A 24,308-nucleotide genomic window follows, 5' to 3' on the forward strand; every position below is an offset into this window, starting at 1 on the left:
ACAGGACGACAAATCATGAGCAAACAACTTCAAGACGCATACATCGTCGCGGCGACCCGCACCCCGATCGGCAAGGCGCCGCGCGGCTTCTTCAACAAGACCCGCCCGGACGACCTGCTGGTGCACGCGATCCGCGGCGCCATGGCCGCCGTGCCGAACCTGGACCCGGCCCTGATCGTCGACGCCATCGTCGGCTGCTCCTTCCCGGAAGCCGAGCAGGGCTTCAACGTGGCGCGTAACGCCGTGGTGCTGGCAGGCCTGCCGAACACCGTCGGCGGCGTCACCGTCAACCGCTACTGCGCCTCGGGCATCACCGCCCTGGCAATGGCGGCCGACCGCATCCGCGTGGGCGAAGCCGACGTGATGATCGCCGGCGGCGTCGAATCGATGTCGATGGTCCCGATGATGGGCCACCACCCGTCGATCAATATGGAGACCTTCAAGGACGAGAACGTGGGCCTGGCCTATGGCATGGGCCTGACCGCCGAGAAGGTGGCCGAGCAATGGAAGATCTCGCGCGAAGACCAGGACGCCTTTGGCCTGGAATCGCACCGCCGCGCCATCGCCGCCCAGCAGGCCGGCTACTTCAAGGACGAGATCACCCCGGTGGAGATCGTCACCCGCACGCCGAACCTGGCGACCGGCGAGATCACCGTGAAGCGCCGCACCGTCGACCTCGACGAAGGCCCGCGCGCCGACGCCTCGATGGAAGGCATGGCCAAGCTCAAGCCCGTGTTCGCCGCCAAGGGCTCGGTGACCGCCGCGACCTCCTCGCAGATGTCGGACGGCGCCGGCGCGCTGATCGTCGTCAGCGAGAAGATCCTGAAGGAGCACAACCTGACCCCACTGGCCAAGTTCTCCTCCTTCGCCGTGCGCGGCGTGCCGCCGGAGATCATGGGCATCGGCCCGAAGGTCGCCATCCCTGCCGCACTGGCCGCCGCCGGCATCACCCAGGACCAGCTGGACTGGATCGAGCTGAACGAAGCCTTCGCCGCCCAGGCGCTGGCCGTGATCCGCGACCTGGGTCTGGATACCTCGAAGGTCAACCCGATGGGCGGCGCGATCGCCCTCGGCCACCCGCTGGGCGCGACCGGCGCCATCCGCGCCGCGACCGTCGTGCACGCACTGCGCCGCAACAACCTGAAGTACGGCATGGTGACGATGTGCGTCGGCGCCGGCATGGGCGCTGCAGGCATCATCGAGCGCGTCTAAGTACCAGGAAGTACATCACCGCGTGGGCGGGAGGATCGCTTGCCCTCGTAGGGTGGGCGGTCCCCCGCCCACGCGTCCAACCAGCCTCACAAAAATACGGGAGACTCCTGAACCATGGACATGCTGATCACCAAGGCCGCCGGCCTGCTTACCATCGAATTCAACCGCCTCGAGCGCAAGAACGCCATCACCGCCGCGATGTACCAGTCGATGGCCGACGCCCTGCTGGACGCCGAACAGGACACATCCGTCCGCGCCATCCTCATCGCCGGCAAACCCGAGATCTTCACCGCCGGGAACGACCTCGACGACTTCATGAAGAACTCGGCTCCCGGCGTCGCGGTCGAAAACCGCCCGGTCTACCAGTTCATGCGCGCCCTGCACGGCTCGACCAAGCCGGTCATCGCCGCAGTCGCCGGCGCCGCCATCGGCATCGGCACCACCATGCTGATGCACTGCGACCTGGTCTATGCCGCCGACAATGCGAAATTCTCGATGCCCTTCACCCAGCTCGGCCTGTGCCCGGAATTCGGCTCATCGCTGCTGCTGACGCAATCGGCCGGCTACCCGCGCGCCGCCGAGAAGCTGCTGCTGGGCGAAGCCTTCGGCGCCCAGGAAGCCTTCGACATGGGTCTGCTCACGAAAGTGCTGCCGGCCGCGGAACTGCGCGCCTTCGCCGAGCAGCAGGCCGCCAAGCTGGTCGCACTGCCGGCCGCCTCGATCCGCACCACCAAGGCGCTGATGAAGCGCCCGCGCGTCAAAGACATCGAGTCCGCCATCGCCGCCGAGAACGAACGCTTCGCCGCCATGCTGCTGGCGCCGGAAGCGAAGGAAGCGTTCACCGCTTTCTTCGAGAAGCGCAAACCCGACTTCTCGAAGTTCGACTGATGAAGCGGGTCCTTGCAATGGCGATGCTGTGCTGCTGCGCGCTGCCGGCCATGGCGGCGGACCCGTGGTGCAGCGCGCGCGCCACGCCCGCGCTCACTTTCGAGTGGCAGAGCGCGAACAAGGCCGAACCATCAAGTGGCCGGGTGCTGGTCAAGAACGCATTCGGCAAGACCGTGCAGGTGCTCGACAAGCTGGAGAATTACTACGGCAGCAGCGAATCCCTGCGCACCGAAACCGACTTCAATAACGACGGCTGCCGGGATCTGGTGGTGACGAACAGCGTGGCCGGCATCGGCAACGAGAGCAATTCGGTGTTCCTCTATCAGCCGGCGACCAGGCGCTTCGTGCTGAACGAGGCGCTGTCGGAAATCGGCGGGCTGGAGCTCGACCGCGACGACAAGAACTGCGTCACCAGTTTCTGGAAGGGCGGCGCCGCGGACATGTACACGGCACGCCATTGCTGGAGCAAGGGCAAGCTCCTCCTGCAACGCGAATACCAGGTCTCGCCGCGCTATAAGGAGGACGGCGAGGTGCAGTGCTACGAGCACGTGGAGACCGAGTACCGTGGCGGCAGGAAGCGCACCAAGACCGACTGCACCACGGAGTTCTGAGCCTGCGATGCTACAGTGGGCATTTGCTCCGCTTTCCTGCACATGCCACGACTACTGCAACGCCCTTACATCTGGTGCCTGGCTAGCCTGCTGCTGGCTGCGGCAGCCGCCCAGTGCTGGCCCTCGTTGGCGACAAGGACCGGGTGGTGGCGGTCGATACCTTCATCCCCGCGTTGAAGGCGGCCTTGGGCGCCAGTCCGCATGCCGAGGTCCGGCGCCTGCCGGACCTGAACCACTTCTTCCAGACCGCGGGCAGCGGCGAGTTCTCCGAAGTGGAAGGGATCGCCGAGACGATGTCTTCGCGCGCTGGAGCTCATCGGAGCGTGGACGCGGGCACGGGCCACGCGATAGCGCATATCCGCTTCCGTGCGGACCTCATCCGTGCATCGGTGCTAGCATGCTTTTTATGCAACTAAACACCGATTCCCTGCGCGAACTGGCCGGCCTCGAACCTGCCGCCGCATTGCACCAGCTGATCGCGGCCGGCGCCGACCGCCTGCCGCTGCCGGGCCACGGCGCAACTTTGGAGCGCTGGCGCTTGCTCGCCGCCGTCGGCGCGCATGACCTGAGCCTGGCCAAGCTGTTCGAGGGCCACACCGACGCGCTGGCGATCCTGCATGAAGCCGGCGCGCCGCGCGATGAAGCGGGATCGGCCTGGGGCACCTGGTGCGCCGAACCGCCCGATGCGCGCCTGCAGCTGGACCGCACGGGCAACGGCGGCTTCGTGCTGAACGGCCGCAAGGCCTGGTGTTCCGGCGCGCAAAGCGTCACGCATGCGGTAGTCAGCTGCTGGAACGCTGCAGGGGAGGCGATGCTGGTCGCCGTCGATCTGCGCCAGCCCGGCGTTTCGATGAGCGACGCCACGTGGCAGGCGGTCGGCATGCGCGGCTCCGCCAGCATCGACGTGCACTTCGACGGCGTCGCCGCCCAGCCACTGGGCGGCCCCGGCTTCTATGTGCAGCGCGCCGGCTTCTGGCACGGCGGCGCGGGCGTTGCCGCCTGCTGGTTCGGCGCGGCCACGGCGCTGGCGGAGGCGCTGGCGCAGGCCATGCGTGCGCGGCAGGATGCGCACCGGCTGGCGCAGCTCGGCGAGGTGACGGTCGCCCTGCAGGGCAGCGCCGCCCTGATGCGCGAGACCGCCGCCGCGATCGACCGCGCACCCGATGCGGATGCGATGGCGGCGGCGCTGTCGGTGCGCCTGAGCGTGGATGCGGCGTGCGGCGCGGTGCTCGCCGCGGTCGGCCGCGCGCTCGGCCCCGGACCGATGTGCAAGGATGCCGACATGGCGCGCCGCTTTGCCGACCTGCCGGTGTTCATCCGCCAGAGCCATGCCGAACGCGATCTCGAAACGCTGGGCCGGCTGGTGGCGCAAGGGGAAGGGCGGCCATGGATGCTGTAGCGCGCGACCGCTTCATCCGCGGCGACGGCACCGCCGCCGATGCCTGGCGCGGCAGCGCCGCCCTGGCCGGCGTGGCCGATGCCGGCGCTGCCGATCTGGCGCCGCCCGGCGCGCGCCTGGTGGTGGTGGCGCCGCATCCCGACGACGAGATCCTGGCCTGCGGCGGCCTGCTGCAGCTGCTGGCGGACCGTCCAAGCCTGCTGGTCGCGGTCACCGACGGCGAAGCCAGCCACCCCGGATCGCTGGAGTGGCCGGTGGAGCGGCTGCGCGCCATGCGTCCCGGCGAAACCGAAGCGGCGCTGGCCTGCCTCGGCGTCGCGCCAAGCGTCCTTCGTCTCGGGATACCCGACGGCGGCGTGACGGCGCGCGAGGCCGAGCTGGCGGATCGGCTGGCGCAGCTGCTGGCGCCCAGCGACGTGGTGCTCACCACCTGGCGCTACGACGGCCATCCCGACCACGAGGCGACCGCGCGCGCCTGCCTGGCGGCGGCGCGCGCTTGCGGCGCGCGCACCCTGGAAGCCCCGGTCTGGGGCTGGCACTGGAGCGCGCCGGACGACGGCGCGATGCCGCTCGCGCATGCGCGCAGGCTGGCGCTGCCGGAAGCCGTCCTGGCGAGGAAGCGCGCCGCCATGGCCTGTTTCGCGAGCCAGGTGCTGCCGGACGTCAGCCGCGGCGCGGCGCCGATCGTGCCGCCGCAGGCGCTGGAGCGCGTCCTCACCCCTTTCGAACTGTTCTTCCATGACCCTGCACGCCCATTTTGAAGCCCTGTACGCGGCCGACGAGGACCCGTGGGCGGTGCGCGCCGCCTGGTACGAGCGGCGCAAGCGCGCGCTGCTGCTCGCCAGCCTGGGCAAGGAACGCTACCGCAGCGCCTTCGAGCCGGGCTGCGGCAACGGCGAGATGAGCGCGCAGCTGGCGCAGCGCTGCGAACGGCTGCTGGCCTGCGATGGCGCCGCCAGCGCGGTGGCCGCCGCCCGGCGTCATCTGCACGCAGCGGGCGTGAATAAGTTCCGCATCGAGCAGCGCAGCTTGCCCGCGCAATGGCCGCGCGACAAACGCTTCGACCTGGTCGTCATCAGCGAACTGGCGTATTACTTCGAGGCCGACGTCCTTGAGGACATGCTGGTGCGCGCCTGCGCCATGCTGGACGCGGGCGGCGAACTCGCGCTGTGCCACTACCTGCACGATTTCGACGACCGCGTGACGGGCACCGAAGCGGCGCATGCGCTGATTGCCCGCCTGCCCGGCATGACGCGCGCCGTGCACCACCTCGACCAGGACTTCCTGCTCGAGGTCTGGCGGAAGGAGGCGCCATGATCGGCGTCGCGATCCCCGCCCACAACGAGGAAGCCTTTCTCGGCGCCTGCCTGGACGCGCTGCTGGCCGCCGCCCGCGATCCCGCGCTGGACGGCGAGGCGGTGACGGTGCTGGTGGTGCTGGACGCCTGCACCGACGGTTCGGCGCAAGTGGTGCAGGATTGCCTGCCACGGTTCGCGGCCGTTGGCGTGGCGCTCGACTGCATCGAGGTGGACGAACGCCGCGTCGGCGCCGCGCGCGCCGCCGGCGCCCGGCATCTGCTGGATGCGGGCGCGCGCTGGCTCGCCTTTACCGATGCCGACACGCGCGTCGCGCCCGGCTGGCTGGCCGCGCAGCTGGCGCTGAACGCCGACGTGGTGTGCGGTTCGGTGGCGGTCGACGACTGGTCGCCGCACGGACAGACGGCCGAAGCGCTGCGCGCCCACTTCGACGGCTTCTACCAGGACCGCGACGGACACCGCCACATCCACGGCGCCAATCTCGGCGTCAGCGCGGCCGCCTACCGGGCCGCCGGCGGCTTCGAGGCAGTGCCCTGCCACGAGGACGTGCTGCTGGTCCGGGCGCTGGAGGGGATCGGCGCGCGCTTCGCCTGGAGCGCGCGGCCGCGCGTGTTCACCAGTGCGCGCGTGGATGCGCGGGCGCGCGACGGTTTCGGCGATACGCTGTTGCGGATGCTGGACAACGCGTCATGAACACAGCGCCAGGAGCAGCTCGAGGCAATCCGCCATCGCCTCCTGGCTCTTCAAACGAAAGCGCGCCGCGCTCGGTCCCTCGCTGCCCACCTTGACCGTCACCCAGCCAGGTGGCGCCTGGCGGAACACGATCTCGTCGTTCTCGTCGTCGCCGGCGAAGAACACGGGCGCGCCGTCCGCCAGCTCGCGCAGCGCGCGGAACTTGTCCCAGGAACCCGCCGGCAGCAGGTTCAGCACGCATTTGCCGGGCACGATGGCAGGTAGAGGATGCAGCGCGGCCGATGCCGCGAGCAGGCGCGCCCGAGCGCTTTCCGGCTCTGGCGCCAGGCGGTAGTGCAGCGACAGCGTATAGCGCTTGTCTTCCAGCAGGATGCCGGCGCCGGTCAGCGCGTCCGTGCCCGCGAGCTGGGCCAGCCACCCGGCGCAGATGGCCGCCTGTTCGGCCTGGCGCGCCGGATCGGCGCCGGGCATGCCTTCGGCGCCGTGGTTGCCGATCACCCAGCGCGGCGTGCCGGCCAGGCGCGCGCGCACGTCGGCGACGCCGCGCCCGGTGACCACCGCCACCGGCAGGCGCCGCGCGAGTGCGGCGAATGCGCCGGCGGTGCGCGCCTCCATCGCCACTTCGCCGGGCGTGGGCCGGATCGGCGCCAGGGTGCCGTCGAAATCGAAGCCGAAGATGGCGGGCACGCCGCGCAAGCGCGCCAGCGCCGCGCGGCCCTCCTGCGAAAACAGCGCGCTCATGCCGCCACCGCGGTTGCGGGGACGGCCGCCTGGGCCGCCATGCCGTCTTCCAGTAGCCGCGCGGCCCAGCGGAACACGGTGTGCTCGCGCACCACGGCGCGCATGGCCGCCATGCGCGCTCCTTGCTCGCCGGGCGGCATGGCCAGCGCGGCGCCGATCGCCTCGGACAGCGCCGCGATGTCGCGCGGGTCGACCGGCAGCGCCTGCGCCAGTTCGGCGCTGGCGCCGGCCCAGCGGCTCAGCACCAGCACCCCGCGCAGGTCGGCGCGCGCCGCGACGAATTCCTTGGCCACCAGGTTCATGCCGTCCTGCAGGCTGGTGACGAGGCAGGCGTCGCAGGCGCGGTAGCAGTCCGCCACGCCGGCCGCATCGAGGCCGCCGGTGTGCAGCAGCACCGGAAGGTAGCCGGCGCGGCCGAAGCGGCGGTTGATGCGGCCCGCCAGCACGCGCACGGTGCGGTCGAGCCGGCGGTAGGGGGCGAGCGCCGTCCGGCCCGGCGCAGCGACCTGCAGCAGGGCGACCCGGCCGGCCTGGTCCGGGTTCTGCTGGAGGAACAGCGCGAAGGCGCGCAGCCGTTCGACGATGCCCTTGGTGTAGTCCATGCGGTCGACGCCGAGCAGCAGGCGCACGCCCGGCGCCACCTTGAAGCGGTTGCGGATGCGCGTGTGCGCCGCTGCCACGGCATCCGGCTCCTGTACCGGCCAGGCGATCGAGATCGGATAGGCGCGCGCCACGGCGCCGCCCGGCGGCTCGTTCATGCCGGCGCGCGCCGCGTCGAGGCGCGCCAGGTCGCCGGCGGTCTGCACCCCGAGCACGGTGCTGGCCAGCAGGCCGCGCATCAGTTCCGCACGCCAGGGGAAGCGCGCCAGCGTGCGTGCTTCGGGGAAGGGAATGTGCCAGAAGGTGAGGATGACGGCGTCCGGCAGGCGCGCGCGCACCATGGCCGGCACCAGCGCCAGGTGGTAGTCCTGGACCAGCACCACCGGCCGCTCGCTGCGCGCCTCGGCCACCACGGCGTCGGCGAAGCGTTGGTTGACCCGGCGGTAGCAGGCCCAGTCGGCCTCGCGCAGCCTCGGTTCGACGCCGGCGCGGTGGCACAGCGGCCACAGGGCGCCATTGGCCAGGCCGTCGTAGTAGCCGGCCACCTCGGCGTCCGACAGCCACAGGCGGCGCAGGCGGTAGGACCCCGGCAGGTGGTGCGCCAGCACGTGGCCGCGCGCGTCGCAGGTGGCGCGGTCGGCGCTGCCGCTGCCGTGCGCGATCCAGCAGCCGCCCTGGCCCGCCAACACCGCTTCCAGCGCCGTCACCAGGCCGCCGGCGGGACGTTCGCCGACGATGCCGTCTGGCGTGGCGCGGTGGATCCAGGGCGCGCGGTTCGAGACGACGATGATGTCCTCGCCGCAGTCGAGGCGCGCGAGCAGGCGCGCCAGGTCGGCCGCATTGCGCACGCCGGCGGCGTTTGAGAGCATCGGGTCGGCCATGCCTTCTTCCTCTCGCTATTTCTCGGAACGAAAGAAGCAAGGTAGTACGGATGAGTTCACATAACTGTTCGCCGCTTCACTTAGGCGTAGCGCCGACACGCGCCAGCGGGTCCCTCGCGGTTCATGCCGTTGCCATTGCTTCGGCGTCCGCGCCGGCCGGGATGGAGAGCGGCGTGCCCGGATCGGTCGCGGCGCGCCAGACCGCCTCGGCCACGTCGAGCGCATGCGTGACCGGCCCGTCGCCGCGCCGGCCGGCGAACACGCCGTCGAGGAAGCCGGCATAGGCTTGCGGCGCCGCGTCCTGCATGCGCGCCTGCGCGGTGCGGCCGAACGACGTTTCCGGCGAGCGGCCCGGCAGCACCAGGTGCGCGCGCACGCCGATGGCTTGCAGCTCGAGCGCCAGCGACGCGGTCCAGGCATTCAGCGCCGCCTTGCTCGCCGTGTAGGCGGCCAGCAGCGGCAGCGGCCCGTAGGTGGTGGCGGACGAGACGTTGACGATCACGCCGGCGCCGCGTTCCCTGAACCCGGGCAGCACGGCCTGCGTGACGGCCATGGCGCCCAGCAGGTTGGTGTCGAACACCTCGCGCAGGGTCGCCATCGGCGTCGACTCGAACACGCCCATCAGGCCGATGCCGGCATTGTTGACCAGGACGTCGACCGGGCCGCTTTCCACGGCCGCACGCTGGATGCTTTCGGGATCGAGCAGGTCGAGCGCGACGATGCGCAGCTTCGGTGACACCGGCAGCAGGTCGGGACGCGGGGTGCGCATGGTGGCGACGACGTCCCAGCCGCGTTCCAGGAAGTAGCTGGCGGTGGCGAGGCCGAATCCGGACGAGCAGCCGGTGATAAGGACGGTGGGCATGAGGGGCTCCTGATGTGGTGGGGATGGGAGCACTATAGGTCGCCGGCTCCGGACTGGATATAATCGAAAGTACACATTTCATTCGCGAGCGTCCGAACATGGTCGATCCTTTCGCCGAACTCGTCCTGTTGCTGCAGCCGGGCGCGCCGTATTCCAAGGTCGTCACCGGGGCGGGGCCCTGGCGCGTGCGCCGTTCCGAATACGGCCGGCCCTTCTACGGCGTGGTGCTGGAGGGCGGCTGCCGCCTCGCGGTCGACGGACACGAGACCATCGTCCTCGAGCAGGACGACTTCGTCCTGATTCCCTCGGCGCGCAACTTCACGATGTCGAGCCTGGGGCCGCCGCCGGAAGATGAAGTAGCGCCGCCCGTCATGCGCGACAACGAGATCCGGCACGGGATCCAGGATGGCCCGCCGGACGTCAGGATGCTGGTCGGTTACTGCAGCTTCGCCTCGTCCGACGCGGCGCTGCTGGTCTCGCTGCTGCCGCAACTGGTCCACGTGCGCGGCGACCGGCGTTTGTCCGTCATCGTGCAGCTGGTCGGCGACGAGTTCCGCGCGGCGCGGCCGGCGCGCGACATCCTGCTGGCCAAGCTGCTGGAAGTGCTGCTGATCGACGCCCTGCGCGCAGGCGCCCAGGGTGCGGCCTCGCCCGGCCTGCTGCGCGGCCTGGCCGACGAGCGCCTCGCCGCGGCGCTGCGCCGCCTGCACGAAGACCCGGCGCGGGCCTGGACCGTGGCAGCGCTGGCGCAGGAGGCGGCCCTGTCGCGCTCGACCTTCTTCGAACGCTTCAGCCGCGCGCTCGGGATGGCGCCGATGGCCTACCTGTTCGCGTGGCGCATGGCGCTGGCCGGCGACCTGCTGCGGCGCGGGCAGGGCGGCGTCGCCGAAGTGGCGGCGCGGGTCGGCTACGGCTCGGCCAGCGCCTTCAGCGTCGCTTTTACCCGCCATGCCGGCATGCCGCCGGCGCGCTATGCATCCAGCACTGGCTGAAACCCGGCCGGTCCTACGTGGCAGCACGGATCAACAGCCCGGCGACGCCCGTAGTAGACTGGCGGACGCTTCCAACCGGTTTCTCCCATGTCCACACCTTCCCCCGCCACGCCAGTCGCCGCCTCGCCATCCGGCACGGTGATGCAGATCCTGTTCTCCGTCGCCTTCGTCCACCTGCTCAACGACTGCGTGCAGGCCGTGCTGCCGGCGATCTACCCGCTGCTCAAGCAGGAATTCGCGCTCAGCTTCGCCCAGATCGGCCTGATCACCCTGACCTTCCAGTGCACGGCTTCCCTGCTGCAGCCGTGGATCGGCCTGGTCACCGACAAGCGCCCGATTCCCTTCCTGCTGCCGGCCGGGATGTGCATCACCCTGCTCGGCGTCGCGCTGCTGTCGATGGCGCACAGCTTCGCCATGCTGCTGCTGGCCGCCGGCATGATCGGCGTCGGCTCCTCGACCTTCCACCCGGAAGCCTCGCGCGTCGCGCGCCTGGCGTCGGGCGGACGCTTCGGCTTCGCCCAGTCGCTGTTCCAGGTCGGCGGCAACCTCGGCTCGGCCTTCGGGCCGCTGCTGGCGGCCGCCATCATCGTGGGCAGCGGGCAGGGACGCATCGCCTGGCTGATGGTGCTGGTGCTGCTGGCGGTCGCCGTGTTGATTGGCGTGAGCCGCTGGTACGCCGGCCACCTGAAAAAGGCCACCGGCAAGGTCGCCGTGCACGCCGGCCCCGGCCTGTCGCGCGGGCGGGTGCTGTGGGCGCTCACCGTGCTCGCCATGCTGGTGTTCTCGAAGTACATCTACATGGCCAGCCTGTCCAGCTACTACACCTTTTATCTCATCGAAAAATTCCACGTGTCGGTGGAGTCGGCCCAGGGCTACCTCTTCCTGTTCCTGGCGGCGGTGGCGGCCGGCACCTTCGCAGGCGGGCCGATCGGCGACCGCATCGGCAGGAAGCGCGTGATCTGGTTCTCGATCCTGGGCGCCGCGCCATTCACCCTGGCGCTGCCGTATGCGAGCCTGGGCTGGACCGCGGTGCTGTCGGTGATCATCGGCCTGGTGATGTCCTCGGCCTTCTCGGCCATCGTGGTGTTCGCGCAGGAGCTGGTGCCGAACAAGGTCGGCATGATCGCCGGCCTGTTCTTCGGCCTGATGTTCGGGATCAGCGGCATCGGCGCCGCGGCGATGGGCGCGATCGCGGACAGCACCGGCATCGAGCACGTGTACCGCATCGCGTCCTTTTTACCGCTGCTGGGCATCCTCGCGGTGCTGCTGCCGCGGACGGAGTCGGCGCGCGGCTAGCCTGCCTATAATGAGGCATGACCGCCATCTCGATCCGCTCCGCCACGCTCGACGACGCAGCCGCCATCTGCGCCATCTACAACCCCTATGTCGCGACCACCACCATCAGCTTCGAGGAAGACGCGGTGACCGGCAGCGACATGGCGCAGCGCATCGCGGACGTGGGCAAGGCCGGCCTGCCCTGGCTGGTCGCCGAATGCGAAGGGCGCCTGCTCGGCTATGCCTACGCCACCAGGTGGCGGGTCCGTCCCGCCTACCGCACCTCGGTCGAAAGCTCGGTCTACCTCGATGGCGATGCCGCCGGGCGCGGCGTCGGCACGCTGCTGTACCGCGCGCTGCTGGACGCCCTGCGCGGCCTGGACGTGCACATGGTGATCGGCGGGATCGCCCAGCCGAATCCCGCCAGCGTGGCGCTGCACGAGAAGCTGGGCTTTCGCAAGGTGGCCCACTTCAGCGAAGTGGGGCGCAAGTTCGGGGGCTGGGTCGACGTCGGCTACTGGGAACTGCGGCTCGCATAATCGGGCAGCGGCGAGGCCAGCGAGCAGCCGAGCAATACCAGCGCTAGCGTGCGCGGGCCGAACAGCACCTGGGGCAAGGTCCCGCGCACGGTGGCTGCCGGCCTGTCATCAGTCTGTCAAAAGCCTTCGATACCATTCGAAGCTTTGCCACTTCCCGCGATGGAAACGATGAAGGACTCCCCGATGGACACCAAGGCCGCGATCGCGGCGCTCGGCGCGCTGGCCCAGGACTCGCGGCTGGCGGCGTTCCGGCTGCTGGTGCGCGCCGGCAGCACGGGCATGGCGGCCAGCCGCATCGCCGAGACCCTCGACATGCCGGCGTCCTCGCTGTCCTTCCACCTGAAGGAACTGACCCACGCCGGCCTGATCGCGCCGCGCCAGGAAGGCCGCTTCCTGATCTACGCGGCGCAGGGCGGCACGATGCACGGCCTGCTGGCCTTCCTGTCCGAGCACTGCGCCGACTGACGGTGCAAGCCTGCGTGCTCAAGCGTGCGCGGCGGCGCGGACTTTCTTGTCACAATGCGCGATTGATTCCTTGTCGATCGCCTCGCGATGCCGTCACCCGCCTGCCTCCCTGCCGTCCTGCCTCCCAGCCGCATTCCGTCCGGCGCCTTGCCGTTGGCAGCGGTGATGCTCCTGTGTTACCCGCTCTCGATGATCCTGCCGCGCAGCTGGGGATGGGAAAACGGTCCGCTCGAAGTGGCGCAGGTGCTGGTCCTGCTGGTCGGCGCCGTGCTCGCCCTGCGCGCTTGGTGGCGCAACCGGCCGCTGCCGCTGGCGACATTGGCGCTGTGCGCCGCGCCCCTGTGGATCGTGCTGGCGGGGCGCGAGCTGAGCTGGGGCGCGGTGTTCGGGGCGCCGCTGGCGCTCACCGACCACGGTCCGGTGTTTTCCTCGCGCAACCTCTGGTACAAGCCGCTGGTGGCGCCGGCCATCGGCCTGCTGCTGGGTGCGGCGCTCGTGCATGCCTGCCGCTGGCGCCTCGACCGGCTGGCGCTGCGCCTGCTGCGCGAAGGTCACATCCCCTGGCTGGTGCTGGGCCTGGCCGTGCTGGCGGAAGCCGGCTCGAGCTGCGCCGAAGGCCATCTGCAATGTACGTTCGCATTGCGCCTGCCGTATGCGATGGTGTTCGAGGAATTGATCGAGCTGGCCGCCTATCTGTCGCTGCTCGCGGCCCAGGCCAGCCTGTTCCGGGAACGCGCGCCGGCGCCGCCAGCCATGGCGCAGCAAGCGGCGGGGGCGGCAAGGCCGCTGCCATGACGCCGGTGCGCGTACAGCTGAGCCGCAGAAAAGGCTGGAAGCTGCCGCCGGAGACGGTGTCGGTGGTGCGCCCCGGACGCTGGGGCAATCCCTTCTCGGTGGCGCCGGAGCTCGCGCCCGGCACACCGGTCGGCACGCGCTACACCGCCATGCCGACGGTGGCGGAGGCGGTGGCCGCCTACCGGCGCTGGATCATGGAAGACCCGGCCGGGCGCCGCATCGCCGAACAGGCGCGGCTGGAACTGCGCGGCAGGAACCTGGCCTGCTGGTGCCCGCTCGACGGCCCCTGCCACGCCGAGGTGCTGCTCGAGATCGCCAACCGCGCCGATTGAGACACTTCGTTTATTTGACGGCGACCACGCTGCCGATGCCCGACACCGACTTGCTCACCTTGCGCGGATTGCCGTAGTAGCTCAGGTTACCCATGCCCTGCACGCGGGCGTCCAGTTTCTCGCTGGCGTGGACCTTGACCGAGCCGATGCCCTCGAAGCTGACGTCGGCGTCGCGGGTGCGCAGGTCCTTGGTGTCGACTTCGCCCACGCCCTCGGCGTGCAGGTGCAGGGTGCGCACCTCGCCGTTGATCGCCAGGCGGCCGGCGCCGCGGTAGTCGACGTCGAAACGCTCGCCGCGCACATTGTTCAGGATGATCTGGCCGGCGCCTTCGCCGCTGAAGCGCTGCAGTTCCGGCAGGGTGACGATGACGCGGTCCTTGTTGCCGATATTGGCGCGCTTGCTTTCCTTGTAGCCGAGGCGCAGCTCGCCGCCGGACACTTCGCTGGTGACGCGGTCGATGAAGCGCGCGTCGCCCTCGACCCGCAGCGAGAAGGATTTACCGGCCTCGACCACCAGGCTGACCGGACCCTGGACCGTGATGCCCTTGAACGGGGTGACCTGGCGCATCTGCTCGTCGGCGTGGGCGGACAGCGAGGCGAGGGACAGGACGGCGGCGAGGATCAGGCGTTGCATGGTGGTCTCCGGTGAAGTGGTATGCATCCATTGTAGGGAGCTAGGCAAAGCCGGGGCGGCGTTTGCGACGGACTGCAAGAAAACGGGATTGGACGGTCGAGCGGGGCGCTGGCCGTCATTTCAATGCCCGCATGAAATGGACTTCGTGCGTGTCGATACGGGTGTTGTGCGGCGTTTGTAAAAAATAGCTGTGTGATCAACACAAATGGCCGCGCACGATTGCACGGATGCTAATATTGTCGAGGCGATAAGGCTATAATTTTCTCGTCACTTAGCCCACCAACGATCATGCACATCTCAACCGTTACCCTGCCTGAACTGAAGCTTGCCGGACTGCCGCTCGTCGGTCCGTCTTTGGCCCTGGAAACGGATATGCCGGAAGTCTGGAGCGACTTCCTGGCACGCGAACAGGAGCTGGGAGAAAGCAAGGACCTGCATTACGGCGTCAGCCTGCACGACAAGGACGGCATGCGCGTCGAATGCGTGGCCACCGAAGTCGCCGACCTGAACAACCTGCCGCCCGGGATGATCGGGATCCGCATCCCCGAGCGCCGCTACGCCATGCTGACCCACCGCGGGCCGATGGCGCGCGTCCAGGCCACCTACCTCACCGGCTACGCCGCCATCGAGCAGCTGGGCATGGTGCAGGACGAGGAGGGCTGGCGCCTGGAGCGCTACGACCGCCGCTACACGCCTACCCTGCACGATGGCGCGCGGCCGGACAATGCCTACGACATCTTGATCCCGCTGTTGTAAGCGGTTTGAAGCGCTGCGCGCAACGCGCAGCGTGATTGAATTGGTGCCGGTATATTTCCCGACCGCCGGCGCCGGTAGGGCGGCTTGCGCCGCCAGCGTCCCTTCCCAAGGAGCCATTGCATTCTGACCGGCAAATGTGACCGGCGTTTGACAGAATATGGCGTGCGCGCGGGGATTTGCAGCGTCAATATTCCTGCTGGCAATAAAAGAGCCGATAATGCCTGCTTCCCTTGAAGCCACACGGAGCAGGCAGTGCAACCTTCCCAAGATACTTCCGCCACCCAACCCGAAGACCCGGCGCGCCGCCGCGTGATGCAGGCCGCGGCCGCTGGCCTGTCGCTGGCCGTGCCCGGCCTGGCCGACGCCGCGCCGGCCAAGCCCGCCGCAGCGCCCAAGGCCGGTTCGCTGGACGCCAAGCTGCGCGCCCACGTGAAGAACGTGGTCGTGATCTACCTGGAAAACCGCAGCTTCAACAACCTGTTCGCCGACTTCCCCGGCCTGGCCGCACCGCTCTCCAGCCTGCCGCCGCAGGCTTACCAGCAAAAGGATCGCGACGGCTCGGTGCTCCCGAGCCTGCCGAAGATCTGGGGCGGCATGGTGCCGGGCCGCCAGAACCTGGGCGGCAAGGACTACATCATCAAGGAAGACGAGATCCAGGGCTTGCCGAATGCGCCGTGGAAACTGCGCGATGCAGAGGGCAAGCCGCTGCCGGAAGGGATCATCACGCGCGACCTGACCCACCAGTTCTATCACAACCAGATGCAGATCAACGGCGGCCGCAACGACGGCTTCGTGGCCTGGGGCGACTCCGGCGCGCTGGTGATGGGGCATTACGGCGAGACCAGCAAGAACCTGGGCCTGTGGCAGATCGCGCGCGAATTCACGCTGTGCGACAACTTCTTCATGGCGGCCTTCGGCGGCTCCTACCTGAACCACCAGTTCCTGATCAGCGGTCGCACCCCCGAGTATTTCAACGCGGCCTCGACGCCGGCGAAATCGAAGATCGCGGTGCTGGCCGACGGCCCCACCGGCACCCGCCTGGCGCTGGAGCCAGGTTCGCCCAGGTCGGCGCTGGAAGGCAAGCCGAAGTACGTGCACAACGGCGCGATGACGCCGGACGGCTACGCGGTCAACACCATGGCGCCGCCCTACCAGCCGACCTGGGTCAAGCCGGCGCCGGGCGGCGACCCGCTGCTGGCCGACCCGCAGGACCCGTCGACCCTGCCGCCGCAAACCTACAAGACCATCGGCGACCTGCTATCCGAAAAGGACGTGAGCTGGGCCTGGTACGGCGGCGGCTGGCAAGCCGCGCTGGACGGCCGCGGCGACGGCAGCCGGCCGAATTTCCAGTACCACCACCAGCCCTTCAATTACTTCAAGCAGTTCGCCCCCGGCACCAGGGCGCGCACCGAACACCTGCGCGACGGCGGCCTGGGCGACAGTCCGATCTCGAACCGCTTCATCGCCGACGCGGTGGCCGGCAAGCTGCCCGCGGTCAGTTTCTACAAGCCGCAGGGCAACCTCAACCTGCACGCCGGCTACTCGGACATCGAATCGGGCGACGCCCACGTGGCCAATGTGATCGAGCACCTGAAGAAATCGCCGCAATGGAAGGACATGGTGGTGGTGATCACGTTTGATGAGAACGGCGGCTGGTGGGACCACGTGGCGCCGCCCAAGGGCGACCGCTGGGGCCCGGGCTCGCGCATCCCGGCAATCATCGTCTCGCCGCACGCCAAGCGCGGCGCGGTCGACCACAACTTCTACGACACCACCTCGATCCTGCGCTTCATCACGCGCCTGCACGGCCTGCCGCTGCTGGAAGGCCTGGCGGCCCGCAACGCCGCTTTCGAAGCGCGCGGCGCACGCGGGCCGGGCGATCTGACCGCCGCCCTGCGCTTCCGCTGAACGGAAGAACTTCCCTGGGAGGCCAGTCCGCGGACTGGCCTTTTTTACGTCTGCGCATATCGAAAGTTGCTATACGGCTAACGTGCGCTGTCCCGCAAGGCGCGGCGATACACTCGACCACGCTCGACATGACGCGATGTCAGACAGGACAGGTGACGGCGCGTGGCATTGCCGAAGCGGCCGCCCCATACCATTCCAACAGGAGAAAAACCATGCAGAACAACCAGATCAAGAAACTGCTCGCGGTGAGCGCGTTTGCCGCCATGTTCAGCGCCTTCGGCGCCCAGGCCCAGACCGCCCAGTCGATGACGAACCAGAGCGCCACCAGCACCCAGAACATGACCGGCAAGACCGCCGCCGACGGCACCGTCAACAACACCAGCAGCCAGGGCATGGAAGACCGCAGCGCCCAGACCTCGGGCGCATCGGGCGCTAGCGGCCAGACCGGCTCTGGCATGGCCAAGGTGAGCGCGGCCGACAAGAAGGCGATCATGGACATGGCAATGGCCAATATGGCCGAGGTCGAGACCGGCAAGCTGGCCCTGAGCAAGAGCCAGAACGCCGAAGTGAAAGCCTTCGCCCAGCAGATGGTCGACGACCACGGCAAGGCCCTGGCCGACCTGCAGCCGCTGGCGCAGTCGAAGGGCGTGACCCTGCCGACCGAACTGGACGCCAAGCACAAGGCCATGTCGGCCAAGCTGGAAAAACTCAATGGCGACGCCTTCGACAAGGAATACATGAAGATGGCCGGCCTGAAGGACCACAAGGACACCCACGCCAAGCTGCAGAAGATCAGCAAGAGCGCCAAGGACGGCGACGTGAAGGCCGCGGCCGACAAGACCCTGCCGGTGGTCGAGCAGCACCTGAAGGCCGCGCAGCAGATGTCGTCGGCGAAGTCGGGCACCACTTCCGGCAAATAAGCCCCGGTTCGACTGAACCAGCAGCAAGGCGTGCGCCGGCGGGAGTCGCGTCCCGCCGGCGCACATGCGTTTCCGGCACAGCCGTTTGAGTACAGATAAGGGAGAAACCTATGCAGCAACAACACCGCAAACAATCGCTGCGCACGGCATTGCCGGCCGTCCTGATGGCCGCCGTCTTTGCCGCCGCGCCGGCCCATGCCGACAAGGGCCAGGCGGCTACGCCCGCCGCCACCCCGGGCGCCGCGCCCGCCGGCAAGGCGGCGCCGGCCAAGCTGGACCGGGCCGACCGCAAGGCGCTCGAAGACCTGGCGGAATCGAACCTGGCCGAGATCGCGGCCGCGCGCCTGGCCCTGGAGAAGAGCCAGAACGCCCAGGTGCGCGCCTACGCCCAGCGCATGATCGACGAGCACACCAAGGCCCACGCCGAGGTGCGCGCCCTGGCCCAGACCAAGGGCGTCGAGCTGCCGGCCGAGCCGAACCTCACCCACAAGGCCAAGAGCAAGATGCTGGAGGCGCTCAGCGGCGACATCTTCGACCGCACCTACATCAAGCAGTCGGGCCGGCGCGACCACCGCGCCACCCACGAGAAGCTGAAGTCGAACATGGACAAGCTGAAGGATCCGGAAGTCACGGCCCTGGTCACCAAGATGCGCCCGATCGTCGAGCAGCATCTGCTGGCCGCCGACGAGATGATCGCCAAGACCGCGCGCAGCGCCACCGGCACCGCCGGCACGCCGGGCAACGACACCAGCACCGCCACCGGCAAGGAACCGACGCCGATGAAGAAGTAATGCTGCACTGCCGGCGAGGGCGCTCGCCTCAGGCCGAGGGAGCGCCTTTCCATTTGCCGTCGATGCGGTCGATGGGAATCTCGATCCCGACGATGGCCCTCAGCATGCCGTCGATGTAGCTGGCCGGCGCATCGTCCACCGACCAGGGCTGCGCTTGCGCCGCTTCATGATGCGCGGTCTGGCCGCGCAGGAAGTCCAGCAGCCAGGCCGGATCCTCGATCGCGCGCAGCACCCCGCGCGCATGCACCACTGAATAATCCCAGGTCGGCACCACGCGCCCGCCAGTCTCCGCCTTTTCTTGCGCATCCGGCGGCACGTAGGATGCCCGCCCGCGAAACACTACCAGCACTTCCTGCCCGGCCCGACGCCACAGCGGATTGGCGCGCGCCACGTGGGCCCGCAGCAGGCCATGTTCGCCGCCGGCGACGAACTCGAAGGGAATGTGGTCGGCAACCGGCAGGCCTTGGTCGAGCGTCACCAGCATGCCGAGGGCGTGGCGCTCGACCAGTGCGCGCATGGCCTGCGGGTCGGATTGGCGATGGCGGGCCGGCAGGTACATCAGCGCGCCTCCATGACGACGATGTCCGTCCTCAAGGACGGCGAGGATGCCGCCGCTACGTGCCGCCCGCCGTCGAAGCGCCAGGCGTGGGCGCGGCTGTAGCGTCCGTCGAGGAAAGGTTGGCCATCGCGCTGCCACGCCACCCGGGCTTCGAACCGTTTCATGCATCCTCCTGTTGAAAGAGCCATCATCTTAGGCACTGCATTGGCTTGCCTATAGGTCCAATCCGGGCGAAGATGGGCGTACCAATCATGCTCGATCACGACCTCATCGCCGCCATTCCGCTGGACCGTTCCGGCAGCACGCCGCTGTTTCGCCAGCTGTATGCGCGCCTGAAGGACGCCATCTTGCAAGGCGCACTCGTCCCCGGCGCGCGCCTGCCGGCCACACGCGAGCTGGCGCGGCAACTGCGCGTCTCGCGCCAGACCGTGCTGGGCGCCTACGAGCAGCTCACCGCCGAGGGTTATCTGCGCGGCGGAGTAGGGCAGGGCACTTTCGTCGACACCGCCCTGCCCGCGGCGAAGGCGGCGGCTGGCGGGGACACGCGCGCCCCGCGGCCGTTGCCGCCGCGCGGCCAGGCGATGGCCTCGAGCATGGCGCGCGTGCGCCACCACGCCGGCCCCTTGCGCAGCTTCCGCATCAGCATGCCGGGCCTCGACCTGTTCCCTTTCGAGACCTGGCGCAAGATCGAAGCCCATCACTGGCGCCGCCGCGAACTGCCGCTCGGCTACGGCGCGGCGGCGGGCTACGAGCCGCTGCGCGAGATGCTGTGCGCCTACCTGAACGCCTCGCGCGGAGTGCGCTGCACGCCGCAGCAGATCATCGTCACTACCGGCTCGCAGCAAGCCTTGTATCTGCTGGCCCAGCTGCTGCTGGCGCCGGGCGAGGGCGTCTGGCTCGAGTCGCCCGGCTACCAGGGCGCGGCCGCACCCTTCGAAGTGGCGGGCGCGCGCATCTGTCCGGTGCCGGTCGACGGCGAGGGCATGGACGTGGCCTATGCCGCGCGCCGGTATCCGGACGCCGCCATGGTCTTTGCCACGCCCTCGCACCAGCTGCCGCTGGGCGTGACCATGAGCCTGGCGCGCCGCCTCGACCTGCTGCGCTGGGCCGAAGCGAACCGCGCCTGGATCGTCGAGGACGATTACGACAGCGAGTACCGCTACACCGGCCCGCCGCTGGCCTCGCTGCAAAGCCTGGACCGAAGCGCATGCGTGATCTACGTCGGCACCCTCTCGAAGGTGCTGTTCCCCGGCCTGCGCCTGGGCTATGTGGTGGCCCCTCCCAGCCTGGTCGAGCCGCTGCGCCAGGCCAAGGCCGTGGTCGACCGCCACAGCCCGGTCGTGCCGCAGGCGGTGCTGGCCGACTTCATCCGCCAGGGCCACTTCGCGCGCCACATCCGGCGCACCCGCGAGGCGTATGCGGAGCGCCGCGCCGTCATGCTCGAAGCGCTCGCGAGCCGCTTTGACGGCATGCTGCGCGCCGGTCCGACCGACACGGGGCTGGACGTCTGCGTGCACCTCACCGGGCCGCTGGACGAGGCGCAGGCGGCCAGGCGCGCCGAAGAAGCCGGCGTCGACGTGCGCCCCTTGTCCTATTTCGCGCATCCGGTGGCCGGTCCCGCATGCGCGGCGCCGCCCGGCCTGCTGCTCGGCTTTTCGGCCTTCACGCCGGAGCAGATCCGCGCCGGCGCCGCGCGTCTGGAGGAAGCCCTGCTACGCTAACTGCTTTGACGCGCTCATCCATTGTCGATACCATCGTCCGGCACAGTTTGGAAACGTTGCCAACATTCGAGGAGACGATGATGAAATACGCTTTCGCCCGGCTGCTGCTGGGCTTTACCCTGCTGCTGTCCTGGGCTGCTGCGAGCGGCCAGGAGGCGCGGCCCGGCGACGTCCAGCTGGCCGGCCAGCCCGCCGCCGGCGCCCGCGCCGATGCGGCGATGGCGCCCGTGCAGAACATTTACGGCCGCAGCCACCTGAGCCTGAACGGACGCTGGTCCTACATCATCGACCCCTACGAGAACGGTTTCTACGACTACCGCCGCCAGGCCTTCGACGCATCGAAAAGCGGCAAGGGCGGCTTCTACGACGATCGCAAGCCGAAGGACAAGGGCGACTGGGTCGAATACGACTTCGACCGCGCCCCGACCATGAAGGTGCCGGGCGACTGGAACTCGCAGGCGGAGAAGCTGCAACTGTACGAGGGCACGGTGTGGCTGCGCCAGCTCTTCGAGGCGGATCCGAAGCCGGGCCGCCGCTACGTGCTCTACTTCGGCGCCGTCAACTACGAAGCCCACGTCTACCTGAACGGGAAGAAGCTCGGGATGCACAGGGGAGGCTTCACGCCCTTCCAGTTCGACGCCACCGCCGCCTTGAAGAAGGGCCGCAACGTGGTCGTGGTCAAGGCCGACAACACGCGCCACCAGGACGCCATCCCGACCGTGAACACCGACTGGTGGAACTACGGCGGCATCACGCGCGACGTGCTGCTGGCCGAGCTGCCGGCGACCTGGATCGCCGACTACAAGCTGCAGCTGGCGAAGGGCGACGCGCGCCGCCTGCAGGGCTTCGTGCAGATGGCCGGTGCGTCGCCCGCGCAGAAGGTGACCGTATCGATTCCGGAAGCCGGCGTGACGTTCGCCGTGCAGCCCGACGCCAAGGGCCGCGCCGTCATCGACGTGCCGGTCAAGCCGCTGGTGTACTGGTCGCCGCAGCAGCCCAAGCTCTATGCGGTGGAGTTCAGCGGAGGCGGCGACAAGGTGCTCGATCGCATCGGTTTTCGCACCATCGAGACGCGCGGCCAGGACATCCTCCTGAACGGCAAGCCGGTGTTCCTGCGCGGGATCTCGCTGCACGAGGAGAACCCGCTGATCCCGGGCCGCCTGCGCGGCCAGGGCGACATGCGCATGCTGCTCCAATGGGCCAGGGAGTTGAACTGCAATTTCGTGCGCCTGGCCCACTATCCGCACAGCGAGGAGATGACGCGCCTGGCCGACGAGATGGGCCTGATGGTGTGGGCCGAAGTGCCGGTCTACTGGACCATCTCGTGGACCAATCCGGACACGCTGCGTGAAGCCGGCCGCCAGCTGACCGACATGATCGAGCGTGACCGCAACCGCGCCAGCGTGGTGGTGTGGTCGGTCGGGAACGAGACCCCGATCGGAGAAGCGCGCAACGCCTTCATGGGCAGCCTGGTGCGCACCGCGCGCGGGCTCGACGACACCCGCCTGGTGGCCGCCGCGCTGGAGATCCACCGCAGGGGCCGCGACATCACCATCGAAGACCCGCTGGCCCAGCTGATCGACCTGGCCAGCTTCAACGAGTACGCCGGCTGGTACTGGGCCAGCAATGCCGAGATGCTCGACTTCCGCTTCGACATCCGGCTCGACAAACCGGTGGTGGTCACCGAGTTCGGCGCCGACGCCCTGGGCGGCTACCACGCGGACGCCGACACGCGCTGGAGCGAGGAGTACCAGGACCGGCTCTACCAGAACCAGTTCCGGATGCTGTCCGGGATCCCCGGCCTGCGCGGCATGACGCCCTGGGTGCTGGCCGATTTCCGCTCGCCGCGGCGCCAGCATCCTTACTTCCAGGACTTCTGGAACCGCAAGGGTTTGATCTCCGACGACGGCAAGAAGAAGGAGGCGTTCTGGACCCTCAAGAAGCATTACGACGAGGTGGAAAAACGCTACGGACCGTGAGGCTCTGCCTCCACATTCGCGTCGCATTTTCGTAACAATCATTGCCCGGATGGCTACGTCATCCGGGCAATACTTTTTGGGGGGAAGCGCTGTCTATCGGAGGGGCGTATTGATTTTGGATAGACTTTCGAAGTAAAAAAGTCAAGACATTGACATTGATTTAGATAAAAAAAATAAAACAGTTTTCACTAACTTTGTGTCGTGCAATTGGTTTATAGTGCGCACAAACCAAGGGGAAATATCCTCTAACGATAACCATAAAAACGGTGTCGCACGGCTGGAGACGGCTAGCAGCGGCGCCGAATCCAAAACTAAAAACACGCGCAATCATGAGCATTGTCGACGTAGATGTCCTGCTTCAGGAAGTGGAAGCGGGCATGCCGTGTGGGCCGAACCTGGAGTACGACCCGCTGTTCCTCGAACTCGAGCAGAACGCCCTCGGCAAGCCTGAAGTCCAGTACGGCAAGACCATCGTTCCGGCCGTCCCGCCGGAGTGGAAGCTGGTCAAGAAGCAGGCCTTCGAGCTGCTCGGCCGTGCGCGCGACCTGCGGGTCGCGATGCTGCTGCTGCGTAGCCTGCTGGCCCTGCACGCGGTGCCCGGCTTCGCCGATGGCCTCAGGCTGATCGAGCGCCTGGTCGAGGAGCGCTGGGACAGCGTCCATCCACAGCTGGACCCGGACGACGACAACGACCCGACCCTGCGCCTGAATTCGCTGGCCACCCTGGTCGACCCGGCCTCGATCATCCGCGACCTCAAGGACACCGCCTTCATCCAGCTGCCCAACCTGGGACCGCTGTCGGTGCGCGTGCTGGAGATCGCGAACGGCGAGACGACGCCGCCCGCGGGCCAGGCGGCGATCGCCCCGGCCTCGATCGAGGCCGCGCTGCGCGACGTGCGGCCGGAAGCCATGCTGGAATCGGCGCAGGCGGTCGGCGCGGCGCACGACAGCGTGGCCAATCTCGAAGCGCTGCTGGCGCGCCAGGTCGGCGCCGCGAATGCGATCGACCTAGGACTCCTGAAACGCCAGCTGCGCCGCATGCGCGACCTGCTGGCGCCCCACCTGCCGCAAACGGAAGAGGCCACGGACATGGCGGACGCCCCGATTTCCGATGAAGCCGCCGCGCCGGCCGCCGCGACCGCGGCCGCAGCGCCGGCCCCGATCTCCGGCGAGATTAACAGCCGCGCCGACGTGGTGCGCATGCTCGACAAGATCCTCGTCTACTACCAGCGCAACGAACCCTCCAGCCCCGTGCCGATGCTGATCGAGCGCGCCAAGCGGCTGGCACCCAAGAACTTCTTTGAAATCATGGAAGAACTGGCGCCCGAGAGCGTCAACCAGCTGAAGATCCTGCGCGGTCCCGAAGCAGCCTGACTCGTAGCACCAGCCGTCGCTGCAGCACCTGCATCACCTTCGCATCGCGCGTCTTCGTTCCAGCAT

General features: G+C 68.8%; 27 protein-coding genes. 21 read left to right on the top strand and 6 right to left on the bottom strand.

What is annotated here, in order from left to right:
* Positions 1-15: 15 nt before the first annotated feature.
* The 8 genes from LQ564_RS12350 (at position 16) to LQ564_RS12385 (ending at position 6,119) form a co-directional block, all read left to right on the top strand.
* Positions 16-1,212 carry an acetyl-CoA C-acyltransferase gene (locus tag LQ564_RS12350; RefSeq protein ID WP_231058392.1) on the top strand — a complete coding sequence of 399 codons (1,197 nt, stop codon included), beginning with the start codon at positions 16-18 and terminating at the stop codon, positions 1,210-1,212.
* Positions 1,213-1,326: 114 nt separating this feature from the next.
* Positions 1,327-2,100: an enoyl-CoA hydratase gene (locus tag LQ564_RS12355; RefSeq protein ID WP_231058393.1), complete on the top strand. Its 774-nt coding sequence runs from the start codon at positions 1,327-1,329 to the stop codon at positions 2,098-2,100.
* Positions 2,100-2,711: an XAC2610-related protein gene (locus LQ564_RS12360; RefSeq protein ID WP_231058394.1), complete on the top strand. Its 612-nt coding sequence runs from the start codon at positions 2,100-2,102 to the stop codon at positions 2,709-2,711. Before LQ564_RS12355 ends, LQ564_RS12360 begins: the two co-directional genes overlap by 1 nt.
* Positions 2,712-2,824: 113 nt before the next feature.
* Positions 2,825-3,127 (top strand): hypothetical protein, encoded by a 303-nt coding sequence (locus LQ564_RS12365; RefSeq protein WP_231058395.1) that lies wholly within the window; start codon positions 2,825-2,827, stop codon positions 3,125-3,127.
* Positions 3,118-4,110 carry an acyl-CoA dehydrogenase family protein gene (locus tag LQ564_RS12370; RefSeq protein ID WP_231058396.1) on the top strand — a complete coding sequence of 331 codons (993 nt, stop codon included), beginning with the start codon at positions 3,118-3,120 and terminating at the stop codon, positions 4,108-4,110. The genes LQ564_RS12365 and LQ564_RS12370 overlap by 10 nt, the downstream gene beginning before the upstream one ends.
* Positions 4,098-4,871, top strand: a complete 774-nt coding sequence (locus LQ564_RS12375) for a PIG-L deacetylase family protein (protein WP_231058397.1) — start codon at positions 4,098-4,100, stop codon at positions 4,869-4,871. The genes LQ564_RS12370 and LQ564_RS12375 overlap by 13 nt, the downstream gene beginning before the upstream one ends.
* On the top strand, positions 4,849-5,427 hold the full coding sequence (locus LQ564_RS12380) for a methyltransferase domain-containing protein (RefSeq protein WP_231058398.1): 579 nt from the start codon (positions 4,849-4,851) through the stop codon (positions 5,425-5,427). Before LQ564_RS12375 ends, LQ564_RS12380 begins: the two co-directional genes overlap by 23 nt.
* Positions 5,424-6,119: a glycosyltransferase family 2 protein gene (locus LQ564_RS12385; RefSeq protein ID WP_231058399.1), complete on the top strand. Its 696-nt coding sequence runs from the start codon at positions 5,424-5,426 to the stop codon at positions 6,117-6,119. The genes LQ564_RS12380 and LQ564_RS12385 overlap by 4 nt, the downstream gene beginning before the upstream one ends.
* Here LQ564_RS12385 and otsB read toward each other — a convergent pair.
* The 3 genes from otsB to LQ564_RS12400 form a co-directional block, all read right to left on the bottom strand.
* On the bottom strand, positions 6,114-6,860 hold the full coding sequence (gene otsB, locus LQ564_RS12390; RefSeq protein WP_231058400.1) for a trehalose-phosphatase: 747 nt from the start codon (positions 6,858-6,860) through the stop codon (positions 6,114-6,116). The genes LQ564_RS12385 and otsB overlap by 6 nt on opposite strands.
* Entirely contained in the window at positions 6,857-8,341 is a 1,485-nt protein-coding gene (locus tag LQ564_RS12395) for an alpha,alpha-trehalose-phosphate synthase (UDP-forming) (RefSeq protein WP_231058401.1), read from the bottom strand. The genes otsB and LQ564_RS12395 overlap by 4 nt, the downstream gene beginning before the upstream one ends.
* 121 nt (positions 8,342-8,462) lie before the next feature.
* The gene (locus LQ564_RS12400) at positions 8,463-9,203 is read right to left on the bottom strand and encodes an SDR family oxidoreductase (protein WP_231058402.1); all 741 of its coding nucleotides are present in this window, start codon (positions 9,201-9,203) and stop codon (positions 8,463-8,465) included.
* Between the two features lie 98 nt (positions 9,204-9,301).
* On the opposite strand from LQ564_RS12400, the gene LQ564_RS12405 reads away from it, so the two are divergent.
* The 6 genes from LQ564_RS12405 (at position 9,302) to LQ564_RS12430 (ending at position 13,601) form a co-directional block, all read left to right on the top strand.
* Entirely contained in the window at positions 9,302-10,195 is an 894-nt protein-coding gene (locus LQ564_RS12405; protein WP_231058403.1) for a helix-turn-helix transcriptional regulator, read from the top strand.
* An 87-nt stretch (positions 10,196-10,282) separates the two neighbouring features.
* Positions 10,283-11,491 (top strand): MFS transporter, encoded by a 1,209-nt coding sequence (locus LQ564_RS12410; RefSeq protein WP_307729959.1) that lies wholly within the window; start codon positions 10,283-10,285, stop codon positions 11,489-11,491.
* 17 nt (positions 11,492-11,508) lie between these two features.
* On the top strand, positions 11,509-12,009 hold the full coding sequence (locus LQ564_RS12415; RefSeq protein ID WP_231058404.1) for an arsinothricin resistance N-acetyltransferase ArsN1 family B: 501 nt from the start codon (positions 11,509-11,511) through the stop codon (positions 12,007-12,009).
* Positions 12,010-12,192: 183 nt separating this feature from the next.
* Positions 12,193-12,474, top strand: a complete 282-nt coding sequence (locus tag LQ564_RS12420; RefSeq protein ID WP_231058579.1) for an ArsR/SmtB family transcription factor — start codon at positions 12,193-12,195, stop codon at positions 12,472-12,474.
* 165 nt (positions 12,475-12,639) lie between these two features.
* Positions 12,640-13,269 carry a hypothetical protein gene (locus LQ564_RS12425; protein ID WP_231058405.1) on the top strand — a complete coding sequence of 210 codons (630 nt, stop codon included), beginning with the start codon at positions 12,640-12,642 and terminating at the stop codon, positions 13,267-13,269.
* Complete coding sequence (locus LQ564_RS12430) at positions 13,266-13,601, top strand: DUF4326 domain-containing protein (protein ID WP_231058406.1); 336 nt, start codon at positions 13,266-13,268, stop codon at positions 13,599-13,601. Before LQ564_RS12425 ends, LQ564_RS12430 begins: the two co-directional genes overlap by 4 nt.
* Before the next feature lie 10 nt (positions 13,602-13,611).
* On the opposite strand, the gene LQ564_RS12435 is transcribed toward LQ564_RS12430, so the two are convergent.
* Positions 13,612-14,235 carry a head GIN domain-containing protein gene (locus LQ564_RS12435; RefSeq protein WP_231058407.1) on the bottom strand — a complete coding sequence of 208 codons (624 nt, stop codon included), beginning with the start codon at positions 14,233-14,235 and terminating at the stop codon, positions 13,612-13,614.
* A 288-nt stretch (positions 14,236-14,523) separates the two neighbouring features.
* On the opposite strand from LQ564_RS12435, the gene LQ564_RS12440 reads away from it, so the two are divergent.
* The 4 genes from LQ564_RS12440 to LQ564_RS12455 all read left to right on the top strand — a co-directional run bounded on the left by LQ564_RS12440 (position 14,524) and on the right by LQ564_RS12455 (position 18,610).
* Positions 14,524-14,991: a GyrI-like domain-containing protein gene (locus tag LQ564_RS12440; protein WP_231058408.1), complete on the top strand. Its 468-nt coding sequence runs from the start codon at positions 14,524-14,526 to the stop codon at positions 14,989-14,991.
* 312 nt (positions 14,992-15,303) lie between these two features.
* A complete protein-coding gene (locus tag LQ564_RS12445; protein ID WP_231058580.1) occupies positions 15,304-16,899 on the top strand; it encodes an acid phosphatase in 1,596 nt (531 codons plus the stop codon).
* 212 nt (positions 16,900-17,111) lie between these two features.
* Positions 17,112-17,819, top strand: coding sequence for a DUF4142 domain-containing protein (locus LQ564_RS12450; RefSeq protein ID WP_231058409.1), 708 nt, complete (start codon positions 17,112-17,114; stop codon positions 17,817-17,819).
* Between the two features lie 110 nt (positions 17,820-17,929).
* Positions 17,930-18,610: a DUF4142 domain-containing protein gene (locus tag LQ564_RS12455; protein ID WP_231058410.1), complete on the top strand. Its 681-nt coding sequence runs from the start codon at positions 17,930-17,932 to the stop codon at positions 18,608-18,610.
* 28 nt (positions 18,611-18,638) lie between these two features.
* Here the strand turns inward: LQ564_RS12455 and LQ564_RS12460 are convergent, their stop codons facing one another.
* Positions 18,639-19,169 (bottom strand): FMN-binding negative transcriptional regulator, encoded by a 531-nt coding sequence (locus LQ564_RS12460; RefSeq protein ID WP_231058411.1) that lies wholly within the window; start codon positions 19,167-19,169, stop codon positions 18,639-18,641.
* Positions 19,169-19,333: a hypothetical protein gene (locus LQ564_RS12465; protein ID WP_307729960.1), complete on the bottom strand. Its 165-nt coding sequence runs from the start codon at positions 19,331-19,333 to the stop codon at positions 19,169-19,171. The genes LQ564_RS12460 and LQ564_RS12465 overlap by 1 nt, the downstream gene beginning before the upstream one ends.
* An 87-nt stretch (positions 19,334-19,420) precedes the next feature.
* Here LQ564_RS12465 and pdxR point away from each other — a divergent pair, with 87 nt between their 5' ends.
* From pdxR to tssA, 3 genes are all read left to right on the top strand, one after another.
* A complete protein-coding gene (gene pdxR / locus LQ564_RS12470; protein ID WP_231058412.1) occupies positions 19,421-20,890 on the top strand; it encodes a MocR-like pyridoxine biosynthesis transcription factor PdxR in 1,470 nt (489 codons plus the stop codon).
* 77 nt (positions 20,891-20,967) lie between these two features.
* Positions 20,968-22,869 carry a glycoside hydrolase family 2 protein gene (locus tag LQ564_RS12475; RefSeq protein ID WP_231058413.1) on the top strand — a complete coding sequence of 634 codons (1,902 nt, stop codon included), beginning with the start codon at positions 20,968-20,970 and terminating at the stop codon, positions 22,867-22,869.
* Between the two features lie 329 nt (positions 22,870-23,198).
* On the top strand, positions 23,199-24,242 hold the full coding sequence (gene tssA, locus LQ564_RS12480) for a type VI secretion system protein TssA (protein ID WP_231058414.1): 1,044 nt from the start codon (positions 23,199-23,201) through the stop codon (positions 24,240-24,242).
* The last annotated feature ends 66 nt before the right edge of the window (positions 24,243-24,308 follow it).

The organism is Massilia phyllostachyos (assembly GCF_021044825.1).
GTDB classification, from domain to species: domain Bacteria; phylum Pseudomonadota; class Gammaproteobacteria; order Burkholderiales; family Burkholderiaceae_D; genus Telluria; species Telluria phyllostachyos.